Below are 14,607 nucleotides of genomic sequence, written 5' to 3'. Positions count from 1 at the left end.
GATGAAAAAACTCACTGGCAGCCAGATCGTGGCGCAAACGTTAAAAAACTACGGGGTCGAGTACGTCGCCGGGATTCCAGGCCATGGCATCTGGACGCTCACCGACGCCTTCCTCGAAGAAGATTCGAAGATCAAGTTCATTCAGGTCTTTCATGAGCAAAGCGCCGTTCACCTGGCGGATGGTTACTACCGGGTCGCCGGTAAACCGATGGCCGCTGTCACCTCCATCGGCGCCGGTGCCACCAACACCATCATCGGCTTGGCCACCGCGTTCACCGATTCCACCAGCCTGATGCTGATCACCGGCGGGCCGCCCACGCACATGCGCGGTCATGGTTTGCTGCAAGAGCTGGAACGCTACACCGACAACGACTTCCCGAAAATCGCCGAAGCCGTGACCAAGCGGCACTGGGTCGCCACCCGCGTCGAAGAGCTGCCGTTCATGATGCACCGCGCTTGGAGCGCCATGGTCACTGGCCGCCCAGGCCCGGTGCACATCGAAATACCGATGGACGTGCAAGCCGAAGCGGCCGAGGTGACCTTGCACGCGCTGGAAGAACGCACGCCAATCGGTAAATCGTTCCCGGATCCGGCGGCCACCGCTCAGGCTGTAGAAGAACTCAAGGCCTGCCAGCGTCCGGTGCTGGTCATCGGCGGCGGCGTGATCACCGGCGAGGCGCATGCCGAGATCCTGGCCTTGGCCGAAGCTCTGAAAATTCCGGTGGTGACCACCTGGAACGGCAAGAGTGGCTTCCCCGAAGACCACGATCTGTTCGCCGGCAGCGTCGGTCAGACCGGCACCCTGTGCGGTAACAAGGTCGCGTCGACAGCCGATGTGATCGTCGCTGTGGGTTGCCGCTTCACCGACTGGTCGTCGTCGAGTTATGCCAAGGGCGTAACCTTCGCCATTCCGCCGTCGAAACTGATTCACATCGATATCGATCCGCACGAAATCGGCAAGAACTACCCGGTAACGGTGGGCATCTGCGCCGACGCCAAATACGCGCTGGCGGCCATCGTCGAAGGCCTCAAGGGCTTCAGCGCCGAGCGCGAGCAGTACATGAGCGACCTGGCCGGTTATAAGGACGAGTGGGAGACCAAACTGGCCGGGCGTCGCGACTCCGACCGCTTCCCGTTCACCTCGCAACGCCCGCTCGGCGCACTGCGCAAGATCTTTCCGCGTGACACCATCGTTGTGGTGGGGTCGGGCAACACCCAGGGTGCGGTCAAGCAGACTTTCCCGGTCTACACCCCACGCACTCACCTGACCTCCGGCGGTTTCTCGTCGATGGGCTGGGCAGTGCCGGCGGCCATCGGTGCCAAACTGGCGGCGCCGAATCAGCCGGTGGTGTGCATTCTCGGCGATGGCGACTTCCTGATGACCTCGCAGGAAATTGCCATCTGCGTGACCAACAACATCCCCGTGATCTTCATGATCCAGAACAACGCGGGCTACATGTCGATTCGCGGTGGCCAGCGCAAGCAAACCAGCCGTCACATCGGTACCGAGTTCAACCACCCGGACGGCACGCCGTATAGCCCGGATTTCAAAGCGGTGGGTGAAGCATTCGGTTTGAAATCCTACCGGGTGGAGCGTCCGGAAGACCTGGAGCCGACCTTGCAAGAAGCGCTGGATCTGAACGTGCCGGTGCTGATCGAAATCCCGACCGACCGCGATGCCGCAGGACCTTGGGTGCCGGGTTGGTGGGACTTCCCGATTCCGGAATACATCACGGACGAGCGGCAGGAAGAGTATCGAGTGTTCCGGCAATCGGAGCAGCATTTGTAATACCCATAAAAGACTCGATGCCTAGTCGGCATCGAGTCTTGTCCCGGACCTCACGGTCAAAGCGGCGTTCGCGTCGAGGCCCTTACCACCAACTTGGTCGGTAAAATCCTGCGCTTTAAGATACAAAAGTACCCACACGCCCATCTAACTTTCGACAACCGAAGTGATATGTGCCCTGCCAACATGAGAACGCTGTCACATTGCCCCAAACCGAATTCAGTCCTCCCTCCTCAAAACTATTGAATCCTCAAATTGCCCCCCCAAACCCGCTGCCTCCTTCACGTAACCGGTGAAACGCTCATGCAAGCTATAATTCCCCAGAGATTGAGATCCTTGCACTGCTACTTCATCAACTGGGTTACGTTGCGCGTCAGCAACTTTCAACGGGCGCATATATAACGATAACCAGCCGACTTGTAGACCGACGCGGCCAATACGACACATTTGATGGAGACCTTTGCTATAAGTATCGTTCGTCCTCAGTATGCTAGGTGACGACTAAAGAAGGGAGGGTTTTCTTACCCTGCGACTCTTACCGCGAAGAGATAGATGTTATTCCACGAGCCGTTACGAGCAATATAAGCATCAACGCCGCCACGCCGAGAAACGCAGTGCGCAAAGTGCTTACATGAGCAACGAAACCAATTAGCGCTGGCCCCAGTAGAATGCCGGAATACCCAATGGTTGTGACTGTAGAAATGGCAAGCCCTACAGGCATTGCTGTCTGCGAGCCGATTAGTGAACAATAAACGGGCACCGTGTTTGACAGGCCAAAACCGACCAATATAAACCCCATAAAATAGAGCTGCCAATGGTCAAGCAATACAGCCATGGCAATGCCAATCACCACTAAGACACTGCCCCATACTAGTACCCGTCGACCACCATAACAGGCTTGAAGGCGATCACCATTCAATCGCCCAACGGCCATCGCCAATGCAAATCCTGCATAGGCGATACCGGCCAATTCAGGCTCAACGTTATGCATGGTTGTCAAAAATACCGCACTCCAGTCCAACATCGCGCCTTCTACTAGAAATGCGATAAAACACAGCAAACCAACTGCCAGAACGTTACCAGTCGGCTTGGCGATCAGGGGACCCTCTTTATCCGCTCCGTAATTGAGGATGCGGGATGCGTGTCGTAAAGTGGTGCAACCGATAATGACGACAACAGCCAGGGCAGCCTGTAAAGGCGACGCTCCGAACCATAGCAATGCACTGATCAGCGCGGCGCTGAGAATAGCGCCAAGGCTGAAAAGCCCATGAAATCCGGACATCATCGGACGCCCGCGGTCGCGCTCAACCATGACACCTTGAACGTTCATTGCCACGTCAGCGGCACCAACGCCAGCCCCAAATAGTGCCAACGCTACTGCAAGAGCCGCGAAGGATGTCAATGTCGCCAAAAGTGGTAACGTTAAACAAACAATGCTAGCTGATAGCAGCATCGAGAAGCGCACGCCTCTTTTTGCAGTAAGCATGCCCGCGAACGGCATCGTGATCATCGAACCCAGTCCAAAACATAAAAGCAATAGTCCCAGCTCTCCATGTTCTATGCCCATGCGAATGCGCGCATAAGGAACTAGCGGTGCCCAAGCCCCCATTGACATACCGGACAATAAAAATGTAAGTCGATAGGTCAACAAGTGCGGCATTGATACTTGAGGAACCTTTTCCGCGATAGTCATAAACACCTGCAATTATAAGGCAGAGAAAAAACCTCCCGCGAGCATACCCATTTTTTGTTTATGCACAAAACCATTCACAATCATCAAAGTATTATTTACATTCAGCTATCGCAACCAGAGAGACTTGTTCGCACTGTGACGCACATTAAATGAAAACGCTGCGTAACCAAGCGTCGTTTTCCTCTAAAATGTGAAATTGACTTAATACCTTGCTTGACATTGTGGCATGTGCTCTTAAGGACCCCCTGATCGACATCAACAAAATAGCGAAGGAATTATTTAAATAACTGTAACTCTTCGGTAAAATTACAATTTGTATTCTTGCGCGGTTAGACAGTTCTCGGGTTTCTGCCAAAGCCTTTTCCAACCTGGTACCCGGCGCCTTATCAGGTACAGGTAGCAGCATTGAGGCTCTTTCGTGTGTGAATTACAGAGGATGCGAAAAACTCTCAAACCGATTCGATTTTTTTCAGTTCGAAGTACTTGAATTTGCGTTTCTTCGCTTCTGCCTTCGCTTCTTGCTCGGCAACGATGCGGCTCAGAGTGCTTGCTTCATAGACGAGCAGCTCAGCATTGCCCTCAAATTCCGACATGACGCGCAACGTAACTTTTAACTTTGGCGAGCACGGATTTGAAGCACGTCGTGCGTTCGAAACGTGCTGCTGATCTGACGTAATACACGGTTTGTCTTCTATCGAGGCTAAATTTTTGGGCTCCGTGCCGAAAAGCGCCTCGCGCATTTCTTGTTCGGTCAGATTGTCTTTCATATGAAGGTCTCGGGTCTGGTGTGAATTCGCAGGTAGGCCAGTAAAAATTGAAGGGATATCGTCGCTGCCAGTCGGGCTGCAAGAGGTACCCCCGCCAACGGACTTTGCTAGTCGCATTCTATACGAATCGGGTAATTGATTGATTGATATCTCGGAGGGCGAAGCGTCGAAGCGTCAAGAGGCTAAACATCAGGGGCAGACAAAGCTAAGCGGGGTGCTTTCTGTTCAGGGTGCGGAATGGCGATACACACCGTCGCTGATTACGAACCTCACGATGGCCCACCGGCTCGCGGATGCTGGCTTCGTCATTGAATTCAAATTGCTTACAACCATACCGTATGGAAACGCTCGACAAGAGCAGAATTAAGAGGCGTGCTCAATCAAATCAGCAAGACGCGCCAAAGTTTCAATTCGCAGTCACTTGCCTGCTGCGAGCCAAGCTGAAGCGCGCGGGAACATTCTGGTGAATCCAACTCAACATCAAAACGGCAAATATCGGGTGCGGATTCCGCATAAACATATGGCCGACTAACGACATCGGTTGAAGGCGGCAATCGGCCAAGAGCAGGCATATGTGAATAGCCGTTTTCGACCGATTCTGTTGAAAAAGTCGCATTTTCAAATGGCCTGAACTCAGGCGCGACCACCACCGGAGAACCTACTCACCACATTGAGTGGTTTTTCGGCCCTTCGGTGACCTTTGCTGCTCTGCTATTGGGTTAATTTGAGGTTTCTTGCTTGGTGCAGGCGCACCTATCCCGTGACTGGTGGCCCTTGAGATGAAAATTTGGCCAGCCGTCGCAGGTTCTGCACCGCAGCGGCCAGCGTGAACTCATCCGTCGCGCCACTCATGCCACGTAGCCGCAGGCGATCCAATTTCAGGATGCGCTTGAGGTGGGCAAACAACATTTCGACCTTTTTACGTTCGTGGCGAGATCGCTGATATGCCGGCGTTGCGGCAATGCGCCGAGCCACATCGCGAGCGGCTTCATGGACGCTGCGAGCGATCTTGCGAATCGAAGTGTTCGGGCAACACTTGGCTTTCATCGGACATGTCGCGCAGTCGGTCTGTCTGGATCGGAAGATGATGGTGTTGGCTTTGGTGACGTGCGAACGCTCGTTCTTGAAGGCTCGCCATTCGCTGCGTAATACGTTGCCGGCTGGGCAGCGGTATTCCTCAGCCTCTTCATTCCAGTGGAAATCGTTACTCGAAAAGCTGTCGTTCTTGCGCTCAGTTTTGTCCCACACCGGCACATGCGGCTCGATGCCTTTTTCCTCCACTATCCAGGCCAGCATCGGCGCGGTACCGTAAGCGGTGTCGCCAATGAGGCGTTCCGGCTTGATGTCGAACTGCGCCTCGACCCGATTGATCATCGTCTTGGTGCTCTCGACTTCTGCGGTTCGATGAGCCGGTGTGGGCTCGACATCCACGATGACACCGTGCTCGGTATCGATCAGATAATTCGTGGAGTAAGCGTAGAACGCTGGGCCGCCTGGAGCAGCGGTCCAGCGGGCTTGAGGATCCGTCAGCGACAGGCGCTTCGGTAGCGTTTCGGCCAAAGCGTCTTCATCGAGGGCTTCAAGGTACTCACGCACGGCGCGGGTGCTCAGGGCCGGATCGCTCCAGTTGACTGGCTCATCACCCGGTACGCCCCGCTGCCGACTCGCATCCGCTTTGATGATGCTGGCGTCCACGGCAAAGCCTTCGCCTTTAACTAGGCCTGCGTCCATGCAGCGACGCAGCACTTCATTGAACAACCAGCGAAACAGATCACTGTCCCGAAAGCGGCCGTGTCTATTTTTGGAAAAGGTCGAGTGGTTGGGGACTTCATCTTCAAGGCTTAACCGGCAGAACCAGCGATACGCCAGGTTCAAATGGGCCTCTTCGCACAGCCGCCGCTCTGAGCGAATGCCGTAGCAATAGCCCACGATCAGCATGCGGATCATCAGCTCAGGATCAATCGACGGACGCCCGATCGGGCTATAGAAATCGGCGAGGTAATGGCGCAGGTCACTCAGATCGAGACACTGATCAATGCTGCGCAGAAGATGGTTGGCTGGGATGTGATCTTCAAGGTTGAACGAGTAAAACAGCCGATCCTGCCCACTCGATAACTGTCCCATCATGCTCTGTGATCCCCCGCCGGCCAATGAAGCAATTTTGCCGCAGGTCAAACAGGGGGAGCTACTTTTCAACAGAATCGGCCGATTGCTGTCTGTAACCATTTTTGGGTTGTAGATCTGGCATAGACTCGCCAGTCTTCGTCGGTCGTCACTCCGGCCTCTTTCAGTCACTTCAAATGCAACGGTTCGGTCGGCGCTGGCGCGTATGCAACGCAGTGGCAAGGCAAGCGAGGGTGGACAGAAATGCGACTTCCCACGTTCGAAAGAACCACATTGCCGCCTACCTCCGGGACGAGCTTCACGTTGTAGGTTGGACGAAGACTACGACTGCCGTAGCCGCATTATGGCGTCCGTAATGCCTTTGGCATTCGTATCCAATGTGTTCAGGGCAGCAATCGCGTTAACGGCGACATCCCCCACCCCATTCTTTGCAAGCCACCCAGTCACTTCCTCAATGGCCGCAGCAAGAGCATGCTGGTTGTGCAGCAGCAGGGTGAGAGCGTCAGCTATATGTATGTTGGCTTCAAAATCATCTGGCATAAATTTCGTCTTTGGATGTCCTGTGCGAGGAAGGCTAGTTGAGTTCATCCCTGGTTCAAGTCTTTTATCCAGACCCGCTTGTAAGTCGGTAACTGCGTTCGCTTGGCCAGCTATTTACCGCCGACTTTGACCCGCCCTCTACTGAGCAATACCACACTCAATCCCCGTTCTTTGCCTCCCATGTGGTAAGCAAAAAAAGCGCTGTCGAACCCGCCAGATACACTGCCAGCTCTGCATGACGAGGGGCGGCCTTCACCCCGCCCTTTCCTTTGCCATGGGCATCGCTCAAACGATTCCGAAGCGCCCCTAAACCCTCGATAACGGCTGTGCACCCTCCAAGGATTTGTTTGAACACAACCTCTTCATGTTGAGCCTTCGTCAGGTTTAGAAGCGTAGCTGTTTGCTTGTAGAGCTTGTTCAGGTCAGGAGTCGTCTCATGATCGCTCGTTCCGGCTTCGTCAAGAATGTGTTTGCATACCGATTCTAGGAGAGTACGAGCCATGGTGATAGCTCCCTCGGGATCAGTTGAGCGCCTTTCAAGCGCCTTTGTCCAAGCGATCCGAACGTGCTCAGCGTCAATGCGGTCCAGCGCCTCCGAGACAACGATATCTGAAGGGTGCTCCCCACCCGATTCAGCGAATTCAACGAGCGACCTAAACTCATCCCAGATGAACTTCCTACGCTCTGCGTAGCTTGGGAATTTTGGCTGGATGAACCCCCAAAATTGATCTAGGTTCCTGTAACGACGCACCCACGCAGGAACCAGCGAGGCCACACGGGGGTCATCAAGAACGCTCTGCCGGTAAAGAAGGTAATCCCGCTCATCGTCGTCGTTCCCGTTTCCGGTGGCGCGATTGATGTAGATCGATTGCAAGCCGTCAACGTCATCAATGAGAGCCATAGCTCCTGCACCTTCACCGTCTTGTAGTACCAACACGTTATAGCAGCCCGCACACGTTTGTGACCGGTCGCCGATTTTAATTGGTATCTAGTCGGCACAGCGCTCGGCAAGTCAGGAATCAAGGGCCAGAGCTGTCGCCCTCTGTCTCAAACTGACAGGGAGTGAAACTGGCGCCTTGGGATTGCGCTCAGTCTTATTTCGCTATCCCGCTTGCTTCTGGTGTCTGAGGCTCGACACGGCCAGTTCGACCTCGGTTTATCGATCCACTCACCTGCAACGTGCGCGGTATCTGGCCTCCGGTATCTTTCAGCCCAGTTGAAGCCGAGGCCCACTGAGCCCCTACCCTCCTATAGCTTTCTACATTTTTACTGACGGTTTTCAGCAAGCGGGGGCGGTGTCTGATTGACAGGTCTGTACGGCCCGGTTGGCTCTTTCGTACCTACATACGAAACTGTGAGCATCCCGTATTCATAGCTACCTTCAACACCTCCTATTTCAACCTGCACCCTGCCATTGATGAAGCCGTTGAACAGAACCACTGGATTGCCGTTGCGCGGGGTGATTGTCACCTTGGTTTTGCCTGAAGGTCGGCACGAAGTGTGCAGAAGAGCGTTCGTGTATACGACTTCGTCTCCAAAATCATACAACTTGTAATCACTGGCACCGCCTGGCTTGAGGCAATCGATACCCCTCAACGCGACACCCATCATCTCGCCAGAGCGAGGTATTCCGGACTTCTTGGCAACGAAGAAATGAGCGTCTGCAACGATTTGTTGGTCAGCAGGCATCGGTAGAAGGTGGTCTTGAGTCCATTCCACCATCGATGTCAGAAAAGGTCCGACGTATTCCGTTATGAGGCTTGTGTATGCCCCCAAGAAAACGCCACCGGTTGCAGAAATGACTGCGAGACGAGCCTTTTTAAACAGCCCAAAATCATTTGGTTTGCTGGCAGTATCTGGCTGGGAATTCCTACTTCTACGTTTGGCCACGTTGTATGTCTTCTGGTCTGTTCAATGGAGATGATGAGGCTGAAAAAACTTAGCGTTTGTGTTCCAGAACGAGAGGCTGAAGTTATTCTGGCCTCCGCCGTATGGCGTACAGCCCCCTTTCGTTAACGAAATCAGGAGTTAGATGCAGATCAAGCATCATTCTAATTACGGGTGAATAAGCGCTTTATCAGGCAAGTTAGCAAATGGGTGTTCTCCCTACCCCCGAACAAACTCGGAAAAAACTGACAAAAAAGGCCCATACGGGCCTTTTCATAGTTTCACCCAGATTACTTCGAGAGCCATGACTCTACGGTGGCAGCGCCATGCTCTTTCTTCCATTCCTTCAAGGTTTTGTGGTTTCCGCCCTTGGTTTCAACGGATTCACCTGTATGAGGATTCTTATAGACCTTCAGTTGGCGAGGCTTACGGCTGCCTCCTTTGGCTTCTGATACAGGGGCACGTCGAACTGGCTGGGGATCAAGCAGATTGATCACATTGCGAAGGCTATATCCATACTCTGCGAGCAAAGCGCGCAGCTTCGATTCGAATTCAATTTCTTTCTTAAGACCTGCGTCACCCTTCAACGCTTCTAGCGCGCTTAGCTGCTCGGCGAGGTGTTTCTCAAGCTGGCGGAACTCTGCGAGTTTTGACATGACGGGCCTCTTTTTAATAAGTCCTACAACACTACCATAAAAACGGTTAATGTCATCATGGTTGGAACCGCGAGGAATGCATTCTCTCCTTATCATTGATACCCATACCGCTATGATTCAACCGACGATTTTCGAGAGTGAAGGCGGCGCCTATACATGCGCCCGGAGCGTAGCTTTTGCATGCCGAACGAACATCACGGAATAAAATAATCAGGGCGAACGTCTTCAGGAGAAACTAGCCCTGCGGGCACGTAATTGCAAACTCCAAGCTTCCAGTGATGATTTATGTTCCTCACATACTCGTCGGTTACCACTGGCATCATTTCCGCTTGAAACGTCTCCCTATCAAAAATCTTAATTCTGACGCTCCGCCAATAAGGGTCTTCTGCAACGCCGAAAACGTCATCCCATTCCCGTTTAAATTCCTCCAATTTCAACAGTTCACTACCAGCATCAACCACCAACGTTAAGCTGCCCGATCGCGCACAGGCAAAAAGCACTGGAGACAGTATTCCTCTCGCTAAAGCGTCTTCTAGCCACAGGAACAAATTGGGCTCACTTAGAGCACACCACGCCACCCCAATCCGCTGAATGCTTCGGACCATTAACGGTTTTCCGTCCATACTTCTCCATTGAACAGCCTGCAAGATGCTGTACCCACATTGGCCCTCATTAATGAAAGGCCCGCTTTGTTCGTACTCTGTAAAAAAAAACCTGGAATAACAAGAATACTCACTTCTGATCAACATACATTCGTACCTATCCTTGATAGCTACGAGCAATACAACACTATAGCTTAAGAAAATTCAAGAATTACCCACAGACAAATCGGACCGCATCAATTAAAATGCCGACTATCGGGAAATTTTAAAAATACCCCGCTCTTTATTGCGCACCCAGAAATAGCGCAAATTGTTTGTCTAATAAACCCCCCTCGCATTTCGTTTAGCGAAATAAGTCTTACCATTATGGAAAATCAACTAGTTACCCACCATGACAAAAACAAAAATGACAGAATCACAACCTAATTAATAAACCAAAAAATATCAGCTTTTATTTTTTCGGTTTTGAACAGACCTTGACAATTCGCTCACACTGAACTTTCATTAAAGCCATATCGGCCAACCAATGAGTGATTGACATGAAAGTCCGAAAAAACCCGCAGACGCATGATTCCATGACGTCCATCGAAGGCCTCGAATCAAGACGCTGCCTCGCGCTCCGCGCTTGCAGTGAAACACATGAGCATCAACGAAATGATTAGCTTCATGACCGGTCATGTGGCACCACAGCGTCTGGACCATTACTTTAACTTGGCCCTACAAGACACTAATGAAGATGATCAACTCTAAATGGATGCCTCATCACTTCCATTACCTTGACGTGAGCACTGATTGTAGAAGCGCTACAGCATGGTATTACGATGCGGCGGAAATACTGCTTCTGGACTACGAGGGGAAGCCTTACTTGTTTTATATGCGGTAATAGAATTTGGTGGACTATCTTTACTATTGGAATCATACGGATTTTTAGTGGACGAGGCTCAATTTTAATTCATCCAAAATATTGAACACCTTTTCTTTAAAACGGCACGTCATCCTCCTCAAAATCAGGAGGAAGGATCGCTGGTGGAACAACGGCTGTGGCCTGAGTCCAAGGCAACTCTTCATTACCATTTGCCGCTGGTTCTGGGCGCGGTGTGGCCCAAGCACCAAAATCTGCATCACCCGACTGTGGTTTTGGATCAACAAAAGGGGCTTTAATCATCGTAGGCATTGATATGCTACCCCCAAATACTATTGCAGTTTGTCGAGGTAATCCCGAGATACGTTTTATCTCTCTTTTATCGGCCCACTCACTAGCAGACTGAATTGCAGCCAAATCTTTGTCGGATGTAAGTCGAAATGAAATCCAGTTATTGCATTGGGATAATACTGTAGGTGAACTTTCCGAAGGACGCTGAGTACTTAGCCATAGTGCCAACCCAAACTTTCGCCCCTCCTTCGCCAAGCGCTCATACGCTAGAGCGTTATCATTTGCATCCTCCCCTGATCCTACTTGACGCAGATAATGGTGAGCCTCCTCCAATACTAGAAGGGTCGGAACTTTGTTTTCCTGTCCACGTTTGAAAAGCTCGTAAGCATAAAGTTCTAATAACGCCCCTAAAATGAAGGGACTTAGGTCATGAGACAAATGGCGCAGGTTGACTATATGCATACGCCAAGGCTCTTCTGCTCCACCAAATATGCGCTCCACCAGCCTTGTCGACTCCCTTTCCCAATTTAGCACTCCAGGACCGCCTCTCCCGTCTCCACCGTTGACATCTACAACGTCACAGAACATCGGGTCCTCTGCAAAGCGATGGATACGCGTAACAAGTGGAGAGACATTTGAATAGCTAAATGAATCGCGTACCACTTGGCCATTCCTCGGTTGAAGGCTATGACTCTCCGCTACAAGTGCGGCTAAAGCCGCCATAGGGGGCCAATGAGTAGCGGTATGAGCTTGACCTCCCCGTATCTGCCGCATTCGAGTATCGGCTTCTAAAGCACCTTGCTGGCGACAGTCATCGAATAGATATGCAATGTTGTCGTTAGCTAGACCCGCACCACGCTGTGCGGGAAACCACCTGATCTGGTGCAGGTGTTCTAATGCGAATGTCAAAGCCGGTCGTTGTGTCTTCTCACTTGGGATTAGAAGGCGGTGCAGACCGCTACGGCCGAGAGCATAGTAGGGGATCTTAAATGCATTTTCGCCTTGCCCGCCAATCGTGGTGCACTTTACCGCCCCCTCTGGTAGGTCTGGGAGATCAAATGCGCTTGGGTATTCACCATTAATATCAAAAATGACAATACGTGCACGTGGCAGCCGAAGGATTTGCTGAAGAACCACTGCTGTGAAACAACTCTTCCCTTGCCCTGAGCTTCCGAGGACCGCTACATGTCGAGATACTAAATTTTCAAGTCCCACTACCAAGCTACCACCACCACGAAGATCTTCACCAAGTTTGATAGGAACGCTATCCTCCCCCTCATTTCCGAGAATGGCGGTCAGTTCTTCGCTGGTCAAAGGATATGCTTCTGCGCCTAAAGGTGGATTTGCTAAAGAGTCGTTAATAAATTTAATCACTCCTTCTTCCCTTCCTAACCTTCCGACAACGACTCCTGAAACATTTCGTAGTGGCTCCGTTTGATGAGTGCTAGATCCTATTCCTTGGCGGTGGGCTTCTCTAGGCTCATCAAAGCTCAGAGATAACACCTTCATCACCAACGCCCGACTACCCGAATCCAGTACAAGTAGGCTGCCTATTTCAGTTACTGCTGAAACACCTTGAGCATGCGACGCAAGCTGTCCACGATGCATATCCAGAAGATTCAATGTGACATCAGAACCATCAATTCTGACTACGTAGCCTACCGGTAGGCGACTCCTCATCATGCTTCCTCCGCCGGAGCATCTGTAGCCCTAAGAGCCTTTTCTAGTTTCCTCAAATCCTCATCGTAAATCAGCGGATCGGGCAAGTGACGGGCTAGTGAGTCCACATACGCAGAGGCCGCGCCGCCACCTACCACTGTAACCCGTGGGTTCTTCAACGAAAGCAATTTGCGAAGAGTTGGAGGCAATGCCAGATTCATTGGGTCGCCAGTGAATCCCGAAGCATAAATCACTAATTGTAAAGTCGGGTTTAACAGAGCCGAACGGATGAGTCTGTTTATATGCTCATCGCCAAATCCATATCCACACAGTATCAAGCATGTCTGCGGTTTGTTCATGTATTCCGCGAATCTGCGAAATAGTTCACCGAGCACATAACCTACCGTATCCATGTATTTCGCCGCTCTCGGCATTACCATCAGCCCGAGTTCTGCTCCCTCCCGCTCGGCCATAAACTCTGTAATTCGTTGGTGTGCTAACGAAGCGGGAATCTCGAAAACTTGGCCGCCCTCTTCTCTCCAAGTCAATGATCCATGTAGTTTGGCCAGATAGATGTTGTACACACCAAACCTTGCCTCACCCCTAGCTTGTGTATTGCGAAATCCAAGATCGAAACTCTGGGGAGAAAAACGGCGGGCATGGACTCCCAAAAAACCATTTGAGACTTGCAGGTCGATGGACTCTGCCGCCCACTCGATGGCGAGATCATAATTGGTGGTGAAAATCCAAGGCGAAGATTGACCAGGCTGCCTTGCTGAAACCAGTTTTTGCAAAATCGTTCTCTGGCTTGCGAGACGGGTTTCGTCTGACTCGACACCACCAGGAGAAATCCACCAAGCTTCCTGCAACAGCGCAGCACTCACGACCGTTCTATACAACGCCGCACGGGAGGTTTTGAGATCGGCGAGGTTTTGTAACTCTTCCTGTTCATCAGGAGCTAAACCAACCAGTTCGTCCTCGTCAATGAGTCCTGCTTTTCTGGTCCAGTCGGATAGCGCTATTTCCAAGCTATCTATTAAGCGCTCAATATTGGGGGTTATACGGTCTTGAGCTACTACAGCTTCCCTGGCAATGAAACCATGTTCCACTAGCCATTCAGCATCATGCGGGCAAGCAGCTACAAAATGGTTCCATAGGGCGATCATAGTAAATCCACCCGCAGCCACCGAGGCCCCAGCCCCAAGCAACAAACCAACGTTTTCTAGACGTAGGAGTGATGCAAGGTGAGCCTGAAGCTCTACTTCGTCAGCTAAAAGTGAAGCTCCACGTATGGCGATAAAAGGCATCCTGACCCCCATGGAATAATTCCATTCGTTGTGCAATGACAAGCAACTCAAATCGCGAGCAACTGAAGCTCAGCAAGCGTAGTCCGAAGCTGATAATTAGCCACCCTGTCGCGGTGCCTGCGTCCCTAGCCGCTTGACGCCAAAACCGGCTCCCAAGTGCTAATTTTTACGCTCAAGCATGGGCACCGGTAACAAACGATTCGAGCGTGAAGCGCAGTTTGTATGTGGGGCTCTAGAGCGAAATTTACGTGTACGCACGAGTCGTACCGTACGTGCAATTTTTTAGGAATTGATAGGCAAGGCGAGCCGAATGTAGTGGATGTAACCCCCAATCTAACCACGAGTTGCCCCTTTTGAAGCCACGATCGCAGAATGCAAGCTTCGGCTGGGGAAAGCACTTGGCTCAGATCAAGCAGCGTCCTCGGCGACGATT

11 protein-coding genes are annotated in these 14,607 nt (G+C 51.8%); 1 reads left to right on the top strand and 10 read right to left on the bottom strand.

Going from position 1 to position 14,607, the window contains the following annotated elements; genetic code table 11:
* Nucleotide 1: 1 nt before the first annotated feature.
* The gene (locus J3P85_RS03190) at nucleotides 2–1,789 is read left to right on the top strand and encodes a thiamine pyrophosphate-binding protein (protein ID WP_434704883.1); all 1,788 of its coding nucleotides are present in this window, start codon (nucleotides 2–4) and stop codon (nucleotides 1,787–1,789) included.
* 532 nt (nucleotides 1,790–2,321) lie between these two features.
* Here the strand turns inward: J3P85_RS03190 and J3P85_RS03185 are convergent.
* From J3P85_RS03185 to J3P85_RS03140, 10 genes are all read right to left on the bottom strand, one after another.
* Nucleotides 2,322–3,479 carry an MFS transporter gene (locus J3P85_RS03185; RefSeq protein ID WP_434704882.1) on the bottom strand — a complete coding sequence of 386 codons (1,158 nt, stop codon included), beginning with the start codon at nucleotides 3,477–3,479 and terminating at the stop codon, nucleotides 2,322–2,324.
* A gap of 449 nt (nucleotides 3,480–3,928) precedes the next feature.
* A complete protein-coding gene (locus tag J3P85_RS03180; RefSeq protein WP_434704881.1) occupies nucleotides 3,929–4,246 on the bottom strand; it encodes a hypothetical protein in 318 nt (105 codons plus the stop codon).
* 753 nt (nucleotides 4,247–4,999) lie between these two features.
* Nucleotides 5,000–6,373, bottom strand: a complete 1,374-nt coding sequence (locus J3P85_RS03175) for a transposase (RefSeq protein WP_434704880.1) — start codon at nucleotides 6,371–6,373, stop codon at nucleotides 5,000–5,002.
* Nucleotides 6,374–6,691: 318 nt separating this feature from the next.
* Entirely contained in the window at nucleotides 6,692–6,910 is a 219-nt protein-coding gene (locus J3P85_RS03170) for a hypothetical protein (protein WP_434704879.1), read from the bottom strand.
* A gap of 157 nt (nucleotides 6,911–7,067) precedes the next feature.
* Nucleotides 7,068–7,811 (bottom strand): abortive infection family protein, encoded by a 744-nt coding sequence (locus J3P85_RS03165; protein WP_434704878.1) that lies wholly within the window; start codon nucleotides 7,809–7,811, stop codon nucleotides 7,068–7,070.
* Nucleotides 7,812–8,176: 365 nt separating this feature from the next.
* Nucleotides 8,177–8,800, bottom strand: coding sequence for a hypothetical protein (locus tag J3P85_RS03160; protein WP_434704877.1), 624 nt, complete (start codon nucleotides 8,798–8,800; stop codon nucleotides 8,177–8,179).
* A gap of 287 nt (nucleotides 8,801–9,087) precedes the next feature.
* Nucleotides 9,088–9,453, bottom strand: coding sequence for a histone-like nucleoid-structuring protein, MvaT/MvaU family (locus J3P85_RS03155; RefSeq protein WP_434704876.1), 366 nt, complete (start codon nucleotides 9,451–9,453; stop codon nucleotides 9,088–9,090).
* 194 nt (nucleotides 9,454–9,647) lie between these two features.
* A complete protein-coding gene (locus tag J3P85_RS03150) occupies nucleotides 9,648–10,076 on the bottom strand; it encodes a hypothetical protein (RefSeq protein ID WP_434704875.1) in 429 nt (142 codons plus the stop codon).
* A 958-nt stretch (nucleotides 10,077–11,034) separates the two neighbouring features.
* Nucleotides 11,035–12,891, bottom strand: a complete 1,857-nt coding sequence (herA, locus tag J3P85_RS03145; RefSeq protein WP_434704874.1) for an anti-phage-associated helicase HerA — start codon at nucleotides 12,889–12,891, stop codon at nucleotides 11,035–11,037.
* Nucleotides 12,888–14,174: an SIR2 family anti-phage-associated protein gene (locus tag J3P85_RS03140; RefSeq protein ID WP_434704873.1), complete on the bottom strand. Its 1,287-nt coding sequence runs from the start codon at nucleotides 14,172–14,174 to the stop codon at nucleotides 12,888–12,890. The genes herA and J3P85_RS03140 overlap by 4 nt, the downstream gene beginning before the upstream one ends.
* Between the last annotated feature and the right edge of the window lie 433 nt (nucleotides 14,175–14,607).

The organism is Pseudomonas sp. Z1-12, from assembly GCF_051132015.1.
In the GTDB taxonomy this organism is placed as follows: domain Bacteria; phylum Pseudomonadota; class Gammaproteobacteria; order Pseudomonadales; family Pseudomonadaceae; genus Aquipseudomonas; species Aquipseudomonas zanjanensis.
The sequence above is the reverse complement of the archived record's forward strand: the minus strand, read 5'-3'. Positions and strand labels throughout refer to the sequence as shown.